Raw genomic sequence first — 16,421 nt, 5'->3', positions numbered from 1 at the left:
TCTTCACCCCTCGGAATGCCGATAAACACAGGGGTTTCGGACCGAAAGGTGAAGAGTGAAGAGTATTTCAGAGTAGAGTTGCTATACTTTTTATAAAGCGTACGAATTTATAAAGCCTGCGGCTTAGAGCTTGCTGCCATAGCACAAGTCGCCGGCGTCGCCGAAGCCTGGCACGATGTACTTATGCTCGTTCAACCCCTCATCAATAGAGGCACACCAGATGGTAGTCTTGTCCTCTGGGAAGGTTTTCTTGACGTGCTCAATGCCCTCAGGTGCAGCGAGAACACAGGCAATGTGGATATGTTTAGGATTGCCCTTGGTGAGGAAAGCCTTCATACCCATCTCCATGCTGATACCTGTGGCAAGCATAGGGTCGGCAATGATGAGCACCTTATCAGTAAGATCAGGTGTGGCGAGGTATTCGATATGTACGCCCACCTCAGTATGCTCCTTGTTGGTATACTCGCGATAAGCACTCACAAAGGCATTGCCAGAGTGGTCGAAAATATTGAGGAAACCTTCGTGGAAAGGAAGTCCGGCACGGAAGATCGTACCGATGACAATCTTTTCGGTAGGAAGATTGACCTGGGCTACACCGAGCGGTGTAGTCACCTCTGTCTTTTCGTAATTAAGAGTCTTTGATATTTCAAAGGCCTCATACTCACCGATTCTCATAATGTTGTTGCGGAAGAGCAATCGGTTCTTTTGATAATCGCAGTCACGCATCTCTGCCAGATAGCGGTTGATGATGCAATTGTGCTCGCTCAGATTATTTATCTTCATATAGCTGTAGTTTTTCTGCAAAGATATAATAAATCTCGGAAACGGCAAAATGTTTGGGCAATTATTTTCTCTCTGGAGGAATGAAAGAACATGTTACTATCTTATTTTTCCTTCAAATATCCTCTTATATATAAAATAGGTGTAAATCTCTGCTTGTTTTTCTCTAAGCAGAGATTTTTTGCAAAGTCAACGTGGCAAATGTCGGTCGAATCGGCTTTTTTTAAGTTCTTTAACCTAAAAAGCTTTTAAAAAGAAAGAATAATACCTAAGAATCTTTGCTATAAAACATATTTTTCGTAACTTTGCGGCGGTTTTGGGAGAATGATGATTTCTTCTGCCAACCAAGGTAAAAAGGTAAAGAGAAATTATTCACAACTTAAATACATTTAAAATAAAATGGCAAAGTTTGATAAGTCAGTTTTAGCAAAGTACGGAATCACAGGTACAACTGAGGTTCTCTACAATCCTTCTTATGAGGTATTGTTCAATGAGGAGACTAAGGAAGGTCTCGAGGGTTTTGAGGTTGGTCAGGAGACTGAGCTCGGTGCAGTTAACGTAATGACTGGTATTTACACTGGTCGTTCTCCTAAAGACAAGTTCATCGTTGACGATGCTACATCTCACGACACTGTATGGTGGGATTCTGAGGAGTATCACAACGATAACCACAAGGCAACTCCAGAGGCATGGAACGCCGTTAAGGAGATCGCTAAGAAGGAGCTTTCTAATAAGAAGTTGTTCGTAGTAGATGGTTTCTGCGGTACACACAAGGATACACGTATGAAGGTACGTTTCATCGTTGAGGTAGCATGGCAGGCACACTTCGTAACAAATATGTTCATCCGTCCTCAGAACGAGGCTGAGTTCGATCAGGAGCCAGACTTCATCGTTTACAATGCTTCTAAGGCAAAGGTTGAGAACTGGAAGGAGTTGGGTCTCCACTCAGAGACAGCCGTTGTATTCAACGTAACTTCTAAGGAGCAGGTTATCATCAACACATGGTATGGTGGTGAGATGAAGAAGGGTATGTTCTCTATGATGAACTACTTCTTGCCATTGAAGGGTATGGCTTCTATGCACTGCTCTGCCAACACAGATATGAACGGTGAGAACACTGCTATCTTCTTCGGTCTTTCTGGTACAGGTAAGACTACATTGTCAACAGACCCTAAGCGTAAGTTGATCGGTGACGATGAGCACGGATGGGACGACGAGGGTGTGTTCAACTTCGAAGGTGGTTGCTACGCTAAGGTTATCAACCTCGATAAGGAGTCTGAGCCAGACATCTACGGTGCTATCACACGTGACGCTCTTCTCGAGAACGTAACTGTAGCTAAGGATGGTAAGATTGACTTCGCAGATAAGACTGTTACCGAGAATACTCGTGTATCTTATCCTATCTACCACATCAAGAACATCCAGCGTCCATTCTCTCAGGGTCCAGCTGCTAAGCAGGTTATCTTCCTCTCAGCAGATGCATTCGGTGTATTGCCACCAGTATCTATCTTGAACGCTGAGCAGACTAAGTATTACTTCCTCTCTGGCTTCACAGCTAAGTTGGCTGGTACAGAGCGCGGTATCACCGAGCCTACTCCAACATTCTCTGCTTGCTTCGGTCAGGCATTCTTGGAGTTGCACCCAACTAAGTACGCTGAGGAGTTGGTAAAGAAGATGCAGAAGTCTGGTGCTAAGGCATACTTGGTTAACACAGGTTGGAACGGTACAGGCAAGCGTATCTCTATCCGCGATACACGTGGTATCATCGACGCTATCCTCGACCACTCAATCGACGCAGCTCCTACAAAGACTATCCCATTCTTCAACTTCGTAGTTCCTACACAGTTGGAAGGCGTAGATCCTAAGATTCTCGATCCACGTGATACATACGCTGAGGCTTCTCAGTGGGAGGAGAAGGCTAAGGATTTGGCTGCTCGTTTCATCAAGAACTTCAAGAAGTATGAGACAAACGAGGCAGGTAAGGCTCTCGTTGCTGCTGGTCCACAGCTCTAATTCGACACTTCGAATTTATACTAAATATGGAATCCCGTTTCTTGCAAAAGAAGCGGGATTTCTTCGTTTTTACGCCTCGAAATCACTAAAAAACTTAAAAAATGCGCCTAAAAATGAATAATTTGCATAATAATAAGGAGAAAAGGTCGAGTTTTTAAAGAATTCTCAGTAAATTTGCAGCTAAAAATAAAATAGGATAGAATGAAAAGGAAGTTTTTTGCTTTCATAGCGCTGATTACAGCTACGCTCTCGCTCTCTTCTTGCTTGAGCAGCGATGAAACAACAGTAGAATATACACATGATACAGCCATCACGGCTTTCTCGTTGGGTAGTCTTGACAGATATACCAAAACGAAGGCAGGTAAAGATACCTTGCTCAAGGCTAATGTGACGGGCTCTGACTATAAATTTTACATAGATCAAGCACAACGCAAGATTTATAATGTAGATTCCTTGCCTTGTGGGGTGAGGGATACTGCCATATTGGCTACTATCAGCAGCAAGAATAGCAGCCCTATTCTCCTGATGGATATCAACAAGACTGATTCTGTCGCAGCATACTATTCAAGCTCTGATTCCATCAACTTCTCAAAGCCTCGCTTTATTAGAGTTTACAGCAGCGACTACTCTGTCTATGCCCAGTATCAGGTTACCGTAAACGTACATAAGGAGTTGCCTTATGAGTTTAAGTGGCATGAGCTGGCTCAGAACAACAGTCAGTTGGCTGCATTCTCTGATCTGAAGGCTGTAGCTTGTGGTGATGACATCTATGTATTCGGCAAGACTGCCGAGGGTACTAAGGTGCTGAAGTCAGCCATCAATAATGGCAGCGCCTGGTCATCTATTACGATGAAAGTAGGCTTAAGTAGTGACGCTTACCAGAGTGCAGTAGCGCTGGATGGCAAACTTTATATCTCAGATGGCGGCAAGGTTTATGCTTCTGCCGATGCTGCAATATGGACAGTGGTTTCTGACAACGCAGATATCAAGCAGCTCATTGGTGCAAGCAGCAAGAATCTCTATGCTTATACAGCTACAGGTATCTCTGTTTCAGAAGATAAGGGTGCCAACTGGAAGGCAGAGAAACTTGATACAGATAAAGCCTATTTGCCAAAACAGAATATCTCAATGAATGTGGCTGGCGTACTCTCTGCTAAGGATGTAGAGAACGTAATGCTGCTGGGTACTCGCGACAAGGCTTTGAAAGATACGGTTGCTACCACATGGTTGCGCACGGTTGACTATGCAAATGAAGACGGACAGTGGAACTATCTGGAAATCGAAAACAATAAAAGTGGAAAGATGCCTTGGCTGGATCAGGTAATTACCTGTGCTGCCGATACAGGCTTCGTTGCTTTAGGCAGTAACGGCAAATGGTATAAGAGCCAGGATGCCGGATTGACTTGGAAGCAGGATGCGATGGTTGTTCTGCCTGCTAAGTTTGCTACTGACGGTCGTTTCGCTTTCTGCCGTGACAAGCAACATTATTATTGGATTATCAGAAACGGATACGTATGGAGAGGACGTTTCAATATAGATGGCTGGAGCAAGGAAGATTAATCATCCTGCTTGCCTTCTTAACTCTGGGCTGTATGGCGGTTCGTGCACAGGACGATCCGCAATATCGCATGGAGATAGGCGCCGGTGTGGGAGTAATGACCTATGAAGGCGACTTTAACGGAAATGTGCTTGGCGACATGCAACCTGCCGGTTTCCTGGTGGGAAGATACAATTTCGACCCCTACAAGGACTTGAAACTGAGCGTGGGCTTTGGAAAAATAAAAGGTTCTTCGGCAAATGTGGATACTTTCTATCCTGATTATGCGGAGAATCCCTATTCCTTCAATCATACGCTGGTGGATATGAATCTGGTGTTTGAGTACAACTTCTGGCCTTACGGAACAGGCAGAGACTATCGCGGAGCCCAGCGCCTGGTTCCTTATATACTGGGTGGCCTGGGAGCAACCTATGTAAAAGGTAACGAAAAAAATGTATTTACAGCAAACGTGCCTTTAGGCATCGGCGCAAAATATAAAGTGAACGAAAGGTTGAACTTGGGACTGGCCTGGACTTTCCATTTCTCGCTCAGCGATGAACTGGATGGTGTGAAAGACCCTTACTGGGTAAAGAGCAGTGGCATTTTCAAGAATACCGACTGCTATTCTACCATAGCCGTTTCGGTGACCTATAGTTTCAGTGCAAAATGTAAAACTTGTAATAAAGAAGAATGATGGACAACTTAGATATGAACAGGATTCCTGAGCACATCGCTATCATTATGGATGGCAATGGTCGCTGGGCAACAGAACGGGGCAAGGAGCGTAGCTACGGCCATCAGGCTGGAGTAGATACCGTGCGCCGAATTACATCGGAGTGTACCAGGTTGGGGGTAAAATATCTCACCCTCTATACTTTCTCTACAGAGAATTGGAACCGTCCGGCCGATGAGGTTGCTGCCTTGATGGGACTGGTACTGACTTCGCTCGAAGATGAAATCTTCATGAAGAATAATGTCCGCTTCCGTGTGATAGGTGATTTGAAACGCCTGCCACAACAGGTACAGGACAAGCTTCAGGAGACCATGGACCATACTGCGAAGAACGATGCTATGACTATGGTTGTGGCATTGAGCTATTCTTCACGTTGGGAAATCCTGAATGCTACAAAGAAAATGGTAAAAGAAGCATTGGAGTCAGGTTCAACCTATGAGCAGATAGAGGATAAACTGACAGAGGAGAACTTCGAAAAGCATCTTGAAACCAGTTTCATGCCAGATCCTGAACTTCTGATACGTACAGGAGGTGAACTCCGTATCAGCAACTATCTTCTTTGGCAGATAGCTTATTCAGAGTTGTATTTCTGTGATACCTTCTGGCCAGACTTCAATGAAGAAGATCTGCACAAGGCAATAGCAAGTTATCAGAACCGCCAACGTCGATTTGGAAAAACCGAGGCACAGGTGGAAGAGGAGGAGAAATAGGCAAACCTCATACAAGCATAGAAAAATCATATTATATATAATAAGGTATAAATGAATAGATTTAAAAAGATTTTCATCCTGCTGTTCGGCGTAATGGCATGCATGCAGATTCAGGCACAAGATAAAATCGTAAACCCTGATATCTCGTATGCTGGTACACCTCGTACCCTTAAGATTGGTGGTATCAATGTTTCGGGTGTTGAGGGCTACGAAGACTATGTTCTCACAGGTATCTCAGGCCTCAGTGTGGGCGATGAGATTACTGTGCCTGGCGACGAGATTACCAATGCCGTAAAGCGCTACTGGAAACATGGACTCTTCTCGAAGGTGGCTATCGCTGCTGACTCTATCGTAGGTGAGAAGCTTTATCTCCATATCTATCTTGCGGTTCGTCCACGTATATCTAATATCAACTATGTTGGTTTGAAGAAGAGCGAGCGTGAAGATATGGAGCAGAAGTTGGGTATGGTAAAGGGCACTCAGGTAACTCCGAATATGCTCGACCGTGCCAAGATTCTTGCCAAGAAGTATTTCGATGATAAGGGCTTCAAGAACGCTGATATCCAGATTAACCAGCGCGATGATATTGCCAACAAGGGACAGGTAATCCTGGATGTTGTTGTTGACAAGAAAGAAAAAATCAAGGTTCATCAGATAACAATCGATGGAAACGAACAGCTTTCTGACCGCAAGATTAAGGGTGGACTCTTCTCGAAGGGTGCTTTTGCCAAGACGCATGAGGCTGGTAAGTTCGCCTCTTTCTTCAAGTCGAAGAAGTTTACCCCTGAGCGTTGGAAGGAAGATAAGCAGAAACTCATCGACAAATATAATGAGTATGGTTTCCGTGATGCTCAGATTCTGGAAGATAGCGTGAGCAACTTCGATGAGAAGCACGTTAATATCTACATCAAGGTAGATGAAGGTAAGAAATACTATATCCGTAACATCTCCTGGGCAGGTAATACCGTTTACTCTTCAGCTTATCTCGAAGCATTGCTCGGCATGAAGAAGGGCGATGTATATAACCAGAAGATATTGGGTAAGCGCCTGAATGAAGATGATGATGCTGTTTCTAACCTCTACTATAATAATGGTTATGTGTTCTCTCGTATCGAACCGACTGAAATCAATATTGATGGCGATTCTATCGACTTAGAGATGCGCGTAACAGAGGGACCTCAGGCTTATCTGAGCCATGTACGTATCAATGGTAATACTCGTCTTTACGAAAACGTAGTGCGTCGTGAACTTCGTACCAAGCCAGGCGACCTTTTCTCTAAGGATGCTCTGATGCGTTCGGCTCGTGAGCTTGCTTCTATGGGACACTTTGATCCTGAGAAGGTTAACCCGGATGTAAAGCCTAATCCTGAAGATGGTACGGTTGATGTAAACTGGAACCTGGAGCAGAAGAGTAACGACCAGATTGAGTTCTCGCTCGGTTGGGGTCAGACGGGTGTCATCGGACGTGTGGGCTTGAAGCTCAACAACTTCTCTATGGCAAACCTCTTCAACAAAAACAAGGAGCATCGTGGTATCATGCCTATCGGTGATGGTGAGGTGCTGAGTATCGGTGCACAGACCAATGGTACCTACTACCAGAGCTATAGCGTAAGCTACTCTACCAACTGGTTTGGCGGCAAGCGCCCTATCCAGTTCAGCGTAGGTGCATACTACAGTAAGAGTACCGACGTGTCAAGCAACTATTACAATAGTGCTTACATGAACAACTATTACAGTTATATGTATGGTTATGGTTCTAGTTACTATAACAACTACGAGAATTATTACGATCCTGACAAGTATATCCAGATGGTGGGTGTAAGCCTCGGTTGGGGTAAGCGCCTCCGTTGGCCGGATGATTACTTCACCTTGTCTGTACAGTTGGCTTACCAGCGCTACATGATGAAGAACTGGAGCTATATGTTGATGACCAACGGTAATGCGAACAACTTGAACTTGACCATCGCATTGAACCGAACATCAACCGATAACCAACTCTTCCCACGTCGTGGTTCTGAGGTTGAGGCAAGTGTCAACCTTACTCCACCATGGAGTGCGTTCGACAACAAGGACTACAAGAATCTTGCCAACGATTCTAAGTCGCCAACCTATTCTGCTGAGCAGCAGGAGAAGTACAGATGGATTGAATACCATAAGTGGAAGTTCAAGGCAAAGACTTATACTGCACTCACAGAGGGTCAGAAGTGCTTCGTATTGATGACCCGTGTAGAACTCGGTTTGCTCGGTTCTTATAACAAGTATAAGAAGAGTCCGTTCGAGACCTACTATGTGGGTGGTGACGGTATGAGTGGATACTCATCATATTATGGTGAGGAAACAATCGGACTCCGCGGTTATGAGAATGGTTCTGTATCTTACAGTCCTACAACCGGTTACTATGCTTATGCATACGACCGCTTCTCATTGGAGCTTCGCTATCCATTCCTCTTAGGTAACACAACCATTTACGGTTTGACCTTCGTAGAGGCTGGTAACGCCTGGTATGAAACCAAGAAGTTCAACCCATTCAGCATGAAACGTAGTGCCGGTGTCGGTGTACGTATCTTCTTGCCTATGGTTGGTCTGATGGGTATTGACTGGGCTTACGGTTTCGATACTGTATGGAATGGTAGCTCATATAAGAAGGGTGGAAGCCAGTTCCACTTCATCTTAGGTCAGGAATTCTAAAAATGGGTTTTATGAAGAAAATAGTATTGATGCTGATGATGGCTGTAGCAGCCATCTCAGCACATGCACAGAAATATGCATTGATAGATATGGAGTACATCTTGAAGAATGTACCCGCTTATGAGCGTGCCAACGAGCAGCTGAATCAGGTAAGCCGCAAATGGCAGGCTGAGGTAGAAGCTCTTAACACAGAGGCAAGCACCATGTATAAGAACTATCAGAACGAGGTAGTGTTCCTTTCCCAGGAGCAGAAGAAGGCTAAGCAGGATGCCATCATGCAGAAAGAGAAGGAGGCTAGCGATTTGAAGAAAAAATATTTTGGTGCAGAAGGCGACCTCTATAAGATGCGTGAGGCATTGATGGGACCTATTCAGGAAGAGATTTATACAGCCGTAAAAGAGATTTCAGACCTGCGCGGATATTCGCTTGTTCTCGATAGGGCTAGCAACAGCGGCATCATCTTTGGCTCTCCTAAGATAGATATTAGCAACGAAGTGCTCCAAAAATTAGGTTATTCCAAATAATAATTGTATATTTGCAGCCGGTAAGTACATGTGCCAATGGTTGGCGGCATGAAAACTTCATTTAGAAATTAATAATTAAAAAGAATAGAACAATGAAAAAGCTTATTTTAATGTTGATGCTCTGTGCACCAATGACTATGATGGCTCAGAAGTTTGGTAAAGTAAATACTCAGCAGATTATGCAGTCTTTGCCAGATGTAGCTAAGGCTAATGGCGAGATGGAAGCTCTCCAGAAGCAGAAGGAGAATGACTTGAAGTCTATGCAGGATGAGTTCCAGCGTAAGGCTGACGAGTATCAGAAGGGTTCCAGCACAATGAACGCTACTGCAAAGCAGCAGAAGGAAACTGAGTTGCAGACTCTCCAGCAGAAAATTCAGCAGGCTTACCAGGATGGTCAGCAGGAGTTGCAGAAGAAGAGCAGCGAACTCATGCAGCCTATCGTAGCAAAGGTACGTACAGCTATCGAGGCTGTAGGCAAGGCTGGCAACTACACCTTCATCTTCGAGGATGGTGCAGCTGTATATACAGGTACTAACGTAGTAGACGTTACTAAGGAAGTACAGGCTAAGATTAAGTAATCAAGGCAAATAAAAAGAATATAGATTGAGGGCAGGCAGAAGTGCTTGCCCTTATTTCTCATTTTCAATAACGAGGTATTTATAAGGTATTCATCATAAACGGTATCACTCATCATGAAAAAGAATCTCTTATTTCTGGCTTTTGCTCTCATCTCTTTGACTGTTTCAGCCCAGCATACAACGCCTGCAGCAAAGGCTCAGCAACAACAGATTGCTGTATCTGCTCCTTTGCATTTTGGCTACTTTAGTTTTGATAAGGTTTTTCATACTATGCCTGGTTACGCTATAGCCAAGCATAATATGGATGAACTCCGTGAGAAATACGATGCAGAAACGAAACGTGTAGAAACTGAGTTTAATGCTAAGTATGAGGAATTTCTTGATGGACAGCGCACTTATGCCAAGACAATTCTGGAGAAACGTCAGGCTGAATTGCGTGAATTGATGGAGAAAAATATTGCCTTCAAGGCTGAGGCTACCCGCCTGTTGCAGCAAGCAGAGAATGATGCTTATGCTCCGCTCAAAGCAAAAATAAACGAGGAAGCTAAAAAGATTGGCAAGCAGAAGGGCTTTGCCTTTATCATCAATACAGACAATAATGCAGCTCCTTATCTCAACGAAGAGATGGGGGAGGATATTACAGCTTTGCTGGAGGAGACTTTAAAATGATGTTGACTTCTAATCCCGGACCAATCGGTGTCTTTGATTCTGGTTATGGCGGACTGACCATCCTGCATGGGTTGCGCCAGACGATGCCTCAGTATGATTATATGTACTTGGGTGATAACGCTCGTGCTCCTTATGGCTCGCGTTCGTTTGAGGTGGTTTATAAGTTCACACGCCAGGCTGTGCTTAAACTTTTCTCTATGGGGTGTCATCTCGTTATCCTGGGATGTAATACGGCTTCGGCTAAGGCACTACGTTCTTTGCAGCAGCGCGATATTCCAGAGTTGGATCCCACCAGAAGAGTTCTGGGTATTATCCGCCCTACTGCCGAAGTAATTGGTACTATTACCAAGAGTAATCACGTGGGACTTTTGGCTACAGAAGGTACTATTAAAAGCCAAAGTTATAATATGGAAATTTCGAAACTTTGGCCAGAGATTCAGGTGAATGGCGTGGCTTGTCCGCTTTGGGCTGCCATCGTGGAAGCCAATGAAGCAGATAGTCCGGGAGCTGATTATTTCGTAAAGAAACGCATCGACCAGCTGATGCTGAAGGACGCTGATATTGATACCATTATTTTGGGTTGCACGCATTATCCGCTTCTTATGAGCAGCATTGTGAAGAATCTTCCTGATGGCGTAAGAGTGGTTCCGCAAGGACAATATGTAGCAAACAGTCTGAAAGATTATCTGAAACGCCATCCGCAGATGGAACAGATGATAACCAAAACAGGCTCTTGCCGATATCTCACAACAGAGAGTGAGGATAAATTCAAGGAATCTGCACAGATTTTCCTTCATGAACAGGTGGAGGTTACACATGTAGATCTTGAATAGTATTATAGTTAATAATTTATAGTTAATAGTTATGCAAGAAACAAGACAAAACCGTATATCAAGACTTCTCCAGAAGGAGTTGAGTCTTATCTTCCAGTCACAAACCCGCATGATGCATGGTGTGATGGTAAGTGTTACTAAGGTTAGAGTAAGTCCAGATCTCAGTATCTGTACTGCTTACTTGAGTGTGTTCCCTTCTGAAAAAGGAGAGGAGATTTTGAAGAATATCAATGCAAATGAGAAGACGATCCGTTTCGACTTGGGTAAAAAAGTGAGAAACCAGTTACGTATTATTCCAGAACTCCGTTTCTTCCTTGATGATAGTCTCGATTATTTGGAGCACATTGATGAACTCTTGAAAAAGTAAAAGAGTAAGGAAGTAAAAAGACAAGGGAGTTAAGACGGCAATTCTTGACTCCCTATACTGTTATATAAATAAGGTAAGATAGAATTATGAATTTCCCATTCTTTATAGCTCGCAGGTATCTTTTCTCAAAGAAGAGTACGCACGTCATCAACGTCATCAGTTCTATTTCTGTAATAGGAGTGGCGGTAGCTACGATGGCTCTGGTCATCGTTCTGAGTGTTTTTAACGGCTTCCATGACCTGGTAGCTTCACTCTTTACGAGTTTTGACCCACAACTCAAGGTTGTGCCTGTTGAGGGAAAGACTGCACCTGCAGATGATCCTATTCTTACTAAGATTCGTCTTTTGCCGCAGGTGGATGTTGCAACAGAAACCGTAGAAGATCAAGCTCTTGCAATCTATAATGATCATCAGGCTATGGTGAAAATCAAGGGTGTAGATGATAATTTTGCAGAACTTTCTCATATTACAGATATTTTATATGGTGATGGCTCCTTCTCCTTGCATGCTGCCAATCTGGAATATGGAACAGTAGGTATCCGTCTTGCCCAGAATTTAGGCATAGGAGCACAATGGGATGGTTTCCTGAAAATCTATGCTCCTAAAAAGGAAGGACAGCTGGATATGACTAACCCAGGTGATGGCTTTGTAGTTGACTCGCTCAACTCTCCTGGAGTGCTTTTTGCCGTCAAACAGGCTAAGTATGATAAAAACTACATCATCACTTCTATTTCATTTGCCCGTAATCTCTTTGGACAGCAAGGTATGCTCTCTGATTTGGAATTACGCTTGAAACCGGGTAGCAATCTGGATGCTGTAAAGGCTGAGATGCAGCAGATAGCTGGTAATAAATATAAAGTGCTTGACAGATTTGAACAACAGGAAGATACCTTTAAAATTATGTCGATAGAGAAGATGATTGCTTATATCTTCCTGACCTTTATCTTAGTTGTTGCATGTTTCAATATCATCGGGTCGCTTTCTATGCTTATTATTGATAAGAAAAATGATGTAGTGACTCTTCGTAATCTTGGAGCTAACGATAAGCAGATTACCAGAGTATTTCTTTTTGAAGGTAGAATGATAGCTGTGATAGGTGCTGTTATCGGTATTGGATTGGGCTTGCTCCTCTGCTTTTTGCAGCAGCAATATGGATTTGTACGTCTGGGAGATTCTGAAGGCTCCTTTATTGTTGATGCTTATCCGGTAAGTGTCCATTACTCAGATGTTGCCATTATCTTCGTTACTGTAATTGCTGTAGGTTGGCTTGCTGTATGGTATCCTGTAAGAGCGCTGAGTAAAAGGCTGTTGAGTTAAAACCTACAGAATTTTTATGCTTGGGTGCATATACTAAAAGAAATGGCATGAATCTTTCATGGGGGATTCATGCCATTTCTTATTCTAATTGATTTTTTATTTTTTCCTGATGAGTGTAAGACCATCGCGTAGCGGTAAGATAACAACCTCTACCCTAGGATCTTTTGCTATTAAATCATTGAAAGCCCGAATGCCTTGAGTCTGGTGGTCTCGGTCGTAGGCAGGATCGATGACGTGACCATCCCAAAGAGTGTTGTCTGCAAGGATGTAGCCTCCAGGGTTCAGGATGCTCATAACCATTTCATACGTTTCTATATAGGTACGCTTATCGCCATCAACAAAAGCCATATCGAATTTTACGCCTAGTTGGGGCGCTTCTATATTGGCATCACCGATGCGGAAGTCAATCTTGTCGGCAACATTCGAACCTTCTATCCAGGGACGGGTAAAATCTTCCATCTCATCATTGATTTCGAAAGTGTAGAGTTTTCCACCTTCCTGTAATCCCTGGGCCAGGCAGATAGCACTATAGCCACTAAATGTGCCTACTTCCAGAATGTTCTTCGGGCGAATCATCTCTACAAGCATCTTGAGAAGTCTGCCCTGAATATGGCCGCTAGCCATACGTCCGTGGATAGTATGTATATTGGTGGCGCGGTAAAGACGATACAGATAATCGCCTTCAGGCTCTATATGCTGGCAGATATATTTGTCTATGAGTTCAGTCTCTGTCATAATCTGATGGATTTAGAGTAACGGAAATCTTACTCTTCTGTTTCTTTCTGTGCTAAGATTCCAGAAATGGCAAGCTCGTAAGAAGCCAGACCGAAACCGCAGATTACGCCCAGGCAAGCACAGGAAATATATGAATGATGGCGGAACTCTTCACGTTTATGCACATTAGAGATGTGTACTTCAACGCAAGGGCATTTCAAACTGCGAATACAATCCTGCAAGGCGATGCTGGTATGAGTATAGGCGCCAGCATTGAGTACTACACCATCATAGGAAAAACCTACTTCCTGCAGCTTGTTGATTAACTCGCCTTCAATGTTGCTCTGAAAGTACTCTATCTCAATATCAGGGAATTTCGCTTTCAGCTTAGGCAGATAACTCTCGAAAGAATTGCTACCATAAATACCCGGTTCTCTTACACCAAGAAGGTTCAAGTTTGGACCATTAATAATTTGTATCTTCATATTTACTTGATTTTTAATCGTAATCCATATTTTTTTCGTATCTTTGCGGCAGAGATCTTTTGTACTCTCCTGTCTTATGCAAAGACGATGCAAAGATACAATAAATTAAGGAAACTGACAAAAAATGAGGAATGAAATTATAAAGAACTATATGAGATACCTCAAGTTGGGGCGTAATTTCTCCAAAAATACGTTGGATGCCTATTATCATGACTTGAATTTTCTCTTGGAGTATGCTGATAAGAACAATTTGGTGCTGACGGAAATGAAATTGGAAGACTTGGAGAATTTTTCTGCAAGTTTACATGATCGTGGTGTTTCTGCTCGTTCACAAGCTCGGATTTTGAGCGGAATCCGTTCTTTCTACCGGTATCTGGTGCTTGATGATTATATAAAAGACGATCCGACCGAATTACTGGTTTCTCCCCAAATAGGAAAGCATTTGCCGGAGTATTTATCTGTAGAAGAGGTTGACATGCTTGAAGCGGCTATCGATTTGGAAAAATGGGAGGGACAGCGTAATAAGGCGATTATAGAAACCCTGTTCTCCTGTGGCCTTCGCGTTTCGGAACTTGTGAATCTAAAGAAAAGCGATGTGTTTGAAGAAGAAAAGTTTATTAGGGTTATAGGTAAAGGTAACAAGGAACGCATCGTTCCTATTTCAGGTAAGGCTCTGAAAGAAATCAATCTTTGGTATATAGACCGGAATCTGATGACAATCAAGCCAGGTGAGGAAGACTATGTCTTCTTGAATCGTAGAGGTGCTCATCTCACACGCAATATGATACTTATCATGATAAAAAATGCGGCTTATGATGCAGGAATCAAGAAAACCATTTCTCCTCATACTTTACGCCATAGTTTTGCTACAGCCTTGTTGAAAGGTGGAGCCGATCTGAGAGTAATTCAGGCCTTGCTGGGGCATGAAGATATTGGAACCACAGAGATTTATACTCATCTTGAAACTTCAGATTTGCGCAGAGCTATCTTGGAACATCATCCTCGAAATATCAAATATAGTGAAGAAAACCAAGTGCTTGATTCTGATAAAACAGACAAAAGATGCCCGAATAACAGATAAAGCACAAGGAATTGACGTTTTTTATATAGGAATATGACAAAATCTGAAAAAATATGAGTAACTTTGCAGCCGCAAAATAATGAATATCAATAATTAATAGAAATAAAGTAAGAAAATATGGCATATTTGTTTTCATCAGAATCAGTTTCTGAAGGACATCCAGATAAAGTGGCTGATCAGATTTCAGATGCATTGCTTGACCAGTTTTTGGCTTACGATGACCACGCTCATTGCGCCATCGAAACCTTTTGTACTACTGGTCAGGTAGTAATCATGGGTGAGGTTCGCTCTAACGTTTATGTTGATTTGCAGAACATTGCCCGCAAGACTATCAAGAAAATCGGTTATACCAAGAGCGAATATCAGTTTGACGGCGACTCTTGTGGTGTGCTTACTGCTATCCATGAACAGAGCGATGATATTAACCGCGGTGTAAGTCGTGAGGAGGATGAGAATCAGGGTGCAGGCGACCAGGGTATGATGTTCGGTTATGCTACAACGGAAACCGAAAATTATATGCCGGTATCACTCGACTTGGCTCAGCTCATCATGCGTGTACTTGCAGATATCCGCAAGGAGGGCAAGGTGATGACTTATCTCCGTCCGGACTCTAAGAGCCAGGTAACTATCGAATACTCAGACGATAATATCCCACAGCGCATCGATACCATCGTAGTTTCTACCCAGCATGATGATTTTATCAAGAAGGCAAATGGTGAGGACGATGATGATGCTATGCTGGCAAAGATTCGTGAGGATGTAATCAATATCCTGATTCCAAGAGTAAAGACTCACCTGAGTGATAAGGTGTTGGCTCTCTTCAATGATGACATCAAGTACTTTGTAAACCCTACAGGTAAGTTCGTGATTGGTGGTCCTCATGGAGATACAGGTCTTACCGGTCGTAAGATCATTGTAGATACTTATGGAGGCAAGGGCGCTCATGGTGGTGGTGCCTTCTCAGGTAAGGATAGCAGTAAGGTTGACCGTTCGGCTGCTTATGCTGCCCGTTATATTGCAAAGAATATGGTTGCAGCCGGCGTTGCAGATGAAATGTTGGTTCAGGTAAGTTATGCTATCGGTGTGGCAGAACCGGTTAGTATCTATGTAAATACTTACGGCAGAAGCCATGTGAATATGACTGACGGCGAGATTGCAAAGAAAATTGCAGAAATGTTTGATCTTCGTCCTAAAGCAATCGAGCGCCAGTTGAAGTTGCGCCAGCCAATGTTCCAGGAAACTGCGGCATATGGACACATGGGACGTAAGAATGAGATAGTAGAGAAAACCTTCACTAGCCGATATCATGAGGCTAAAACTGTGAAGGTAGAACTCTTTACATGGGAAAAATTAGATAAGGTAGACGAAATCAAGAAAGTTTTCGGACTTTAAG

16 protein-coding genes are annotated in these 16,421 nt (G+C 43.3%); 13 read left to right on the top strand and 3 right to left on the bottom strand.

Translation table 11 applies throughout. The annotated features are described in order from the left end of the window. Nucleotides 1-123: 123 nt before the first annotated feature. On the bottom strand, nucleotides 124-783 hold the full coding sequence (upp, locus tag ONT19_RS11610) for a uracil phosphoribosyltransferase (protein ID WP_006848107.1): 660 nt from the start codon (nucleotides 781-783) through the stop codon (nucleotides 124-126). Between the two features lie 396 nt (nucleotides 784-1,179). Here upp and pckA point away from each other — a divergent pair, with 396 nt between their 5' ends. From pckA to ONT19_RS11555, 11 genes are all read left to right on the top strand, one after another. Next, on the top strand, nucleotides 1,180-2,793 hold the full coding sequence (pckA, locus tag ONT19_RS11605) for a phosphoenolpyruvate carboxykinase (ATP) (protein WP_022121513.1): 1,614 nt from the start codon (nucleotides 1,180-1,182) through the stop codon (nucleotides 2,791-2,793). A 201-nt stretch (nucleotides 2,794-2,994) separates the two neighbouring features. Continuing rightward, on the top strand, nucleotides 2,995-4,353 hold the full coding sequence (locus ONT19_RS11600) for a DUF6242 domain-containing protein (protein WP_264952024.1): 1,359 nt from the start codon (nucleotides 2,995-2,997) through the stop codon (nucleotides 4,351-4,353). Continuing rightward, nucleotides 4,308-5,024 carry a DUF6089 family protein gene (locus ONT19_RS11595; protein WP_118140389.1) on the top strand — a complete coding sequence of 239 codons (717 nt, stop codon included), beginning with the start codon at nucleotides 4,308-4,310 and terminating at the stop codon, nucleotides 5,022-5,024. Before ONT19_RS11600 ends, ONT19_RS11595 begins: the two co-directional genes overlap by 46 nt. Beyond that, a complete protein-coding gene (locus tag ONT19_RS11590) occupies nucleotides 5,021-5,773 on the top strand; it encodes an isoprenyl transferase (protein ID WP_181976443.1) in 753 nt (250 codons plus the stop codon). The genes ONT19_RS11595 and ONT19_RS11590 overlap by 4 nt, the downstream gene beginning before the upstream one ends. Before the next feature lie 51 nt (nucleotides 5,774-5,824). Further along, the gene (locus ONT19_RS11585) at nucleotides 5,825-8,461 is read left to right on the top strand and encodes a BamA/OMP85 family outer membrane protein (RefSeq protein ID WP_264952023.1); all 2,637 of its coding nucleotides are present in this window, start codon (nucleotides 5,825-5,827) and stop codon (nucleotides 8,459-8,461) included. A gap of 11 nt (nucleotides 8,462-8,472) precedes the next feature. Continuing rightward, complete coding sequence (locus ONT19_RS11580) at nucleotides 8,473-8,985, top strand: OmpH family outer membrane protein (protein ID WP_022121518.1); 513 nt, start codon at nucleotides 8,473-8,475, stop codon at nucleotides 8,983-8,985. 92 nt (nucleotides 8,986-9,077) lie between these two features. Next, the gene (locus ONT19_RS11575) at nucleotides 9,078-9,563 is read left to right on the top strand and encodes an OmpH family outer membrane protein (RefSeq protein ID WP_006848100.1); all 486 of its coding nucleotides are present in this window, start codon (nucleotides 9,078-9,080) and stop codon (nucleotides 9,561-9,563) included. A 114-nt stretch (nucleotides 9,564-9,677) separates the two neighbouring features. Then, nucleotides 9,678-10,232: an OmpH family outer membrane protein gene (locus tag ONT19_RS11570; RefSeq protein WP_218435053.1), complete on the top strand. Its 555-nt coding sequence runs from the start codon at nucleotides 9,678-9,680 to the stop codon at nucleotides 10,230-10,232. Then, on the top strand, nucleotides 10,229-11,065 hold the full coding sequence (gene murI / locus ONT19_RS11565; RefSeq protein WP_264952022.1) for a glutamate racemase: 837 nt from the start codon (nucleotides 10,229-10,231) through the stop codon (nucleotides 11,063-11,065). Before ONT19_RS11570 ends, murI begins: the two co-directional genes overlap by 4 nt. Nucleotides 11,066-11,096: 31 nt before the next feature. Next, the gene (rbfA, locus tag ONT19_RS11560; RefSeq protein ID WP_006848097.1) at nucleotides 11,097-11,432 is read left to right on the top strand and encodes a 30S ribosome-binding factor RbfA; all 336 of its coding nucleotides are present in this window, start codon (nucleotides 11,097-11,099) and stop codon (nucleotides 11,430-11,432) included. A gap of 86 nt (nucleotides 11,433-11,518) precedes the next feature. Next, entirely contained in the window at nucleotides 11,519-12,748 is a 1,230-nt protein-coding gene (locus ONT19_RS11555) for an FtsX-like permease family protein (RefSeq protein ID WP_006848096.1), read from the top strand. Nucleotides 12,749-12,844: 96 nt separating this feature from the next. Here ONT19_RS11555 and ONT19_RS11550 read toward each other — a convergent pair whose 3' ends face one another. Together ONT19_RS11550 and aroQ are read right to left on the bottom strand one after the other, a co-directional pair. Next, a complete protein-coding gene (locus tag ONT19_RS11550; RefSeq protein WP_006848095.1) occupies nucleotides 12,845-13,483 on the bottom strand; it encodes an O-methyltransferase in 639 nt (212 codons plus the stop codon). Nucleotides 13,484-13,512: 29 nt separating this feature from the next. Then, a complete protein-coding gene (gene aroQ, locus ONT19_RS11545) occupies nucleotides 13,513-13,947 on the bottom strand; it encodes a type II 3-dehydroquinate dehydratase (protein ID WP_006848094.1) in 435 nt (144 codons plus the stop codon). Between the two features lie 124 nt (nucleotides 13,948-14,071). Here aroQ and xerA point away from each other — a divergent pair, with 124 nt between their 5' ends. Both xerA and metK read left to right on the top strand, forming a co-directional pair. Next, nucleotides 14,072-15,028, top strand: a complete 957-nt coding sequence (gene xerA, locus ONT19_RS11540; RefSeq protein ID WP_022121521.1) for a site-specific tyrosine recombinase/integron integrase — start codon at nucleotides 14,072-14,074, stop codon at nucleotides 15,026-15,028. Nucleotides 15,029-15,145: 117 nt separating this feature from the next. Next, complete coding sequence (gene metK, locus ONT19_RS11535) at nucleotides 15,146-16,420, top strand: methionine adenosyltransferase (RefSeq protein WP_118079556.1); 1,275 nt, start codon at nucleotides 15,146-15,148, stop codon at nucleotides 16,418-16,420. The last annotated feature ends 1 nt before the right edge of the window (nucleotide 16,421 follow it).

The organism is Segatella copri, from assembly GCF_026015625.1.
Classification (GTDB): domain Bacteria; phylum Bacteroidota; class Bacteroidia; order Bacteroidales; family Bacteroidaceae; genus Prevotella; species Prevotella copri_H.
The sequence above is the reverse complement of the archived record's forward strand: the minus strand, read 5'-3'. Positions and strand labels throughout refer to the sequence as shown.

Bases quoted from the DNA above. Each gene is read 5' to 3' on its own strand.
- xerA (WP_022121521.1), top strand. From the start codon at position 14,072: ATGAGGAATGAAATTATAAAGAACTATATGAGATACCTCAAGTTGGGG.
- ONT19_RS11550 (WP_006848095.1), bottom strand. From the start codon at position 13,483: ATGACAGAGACTGAACTCATAGACAAATATATCTGCCAGCATATAGAG.
- murI (WP_264952022.1), top strand. From the start codon at position 10,229: ATGATGTTGACTTCTAATCCCGGACCAATCGGTGTCTTTGATTCTGGT.
- ONT19_RS11580 (WP_022121518.1), top strand. From the start codon at position 8,473: ATGAAGAAAATAGTATTGATGCTGATGATGGCTGTAGCAGCCATCTCA.
- ONT19_RS11575 (WP_006848100.1), top strand. From the start codon at position 9,078: ATGAAAAAGCTTATTTTAATGTTGATGCTCTGTGCACCAATGACTATG.
- pckA (WP_022121513.1), top strand. From the start codon at position 1,180: ATGGCAAAGTTTGATAAGTCAGTTTTAGCAAAGTACGGAATCACAGGT.
- ONT19_RS11585 (WP_264952023.1), top strand. From the start codon at position 5,825: ATGAATAGATTTAAAAAGATTTTCATCCTGCTGTTCGGCGTAATGGCA.
- aroQ (WP_006848094.1), bottom strand. From the start codon at position 13,947: ATGAAGATACAAATTATTAATGGTCCAAACTTGAACCTTCTTGGTGTA.
- ONT19_RS11555 (WP_006848096.1), top strand. From the start codon at position 11,519: ATGAATTTCCCATTCTTTATAGCTCGCAGGTATCTTTTCTCAAAGAAG.
- ONT19_RS11600 (WP_264952024.1), top strand. From the start codon at position 2,995: ATGAAAAGGAAGTTTTTTGCTTTCATAGCGCTGATTACAGCTACGCTC.
- upp (WP_006848107.1), bottom strand. From the start codon at position 783: ATGAAGATAAATAATCTGAGCGAGCACAATTGCATCATCAACCGCTAT.
- rbfA (WP_006848097.1), top strand. From the start codon at position 11,097: ATGCAAGAAACAAGACAAAACCGTATATCAAGACTTCTCCAGAAGGAG.
- metK (WP_118079556.1), top strand. From the start codon at position 15,146: ATGGCATATTTGTTTTCATCAGAATCAGTTTCTGAAGGACATCCAGAT.
- ONT19_RS11595 (WP_118140389.1), top strand. From the start codon at position 4,308: ATGGAGAGGACGTTTCAATATAGATGGCTGGAGCAAGGAAGATTAATC.
- ONT19_RS11570 (WP_218435053.1), top strand. From the start codon at position 9,678: ATGAAAAAGAATCTCTTATTTCTGGCTTTTGCTCTCATCTCTTTGACT.
- ONT19_RS11590 (WP_181976443.1), top strand. From the start codon at position 5,021: ATGATGGACAACTTAGATATGAACAGGATTCCTGAGCACATCGCTATC.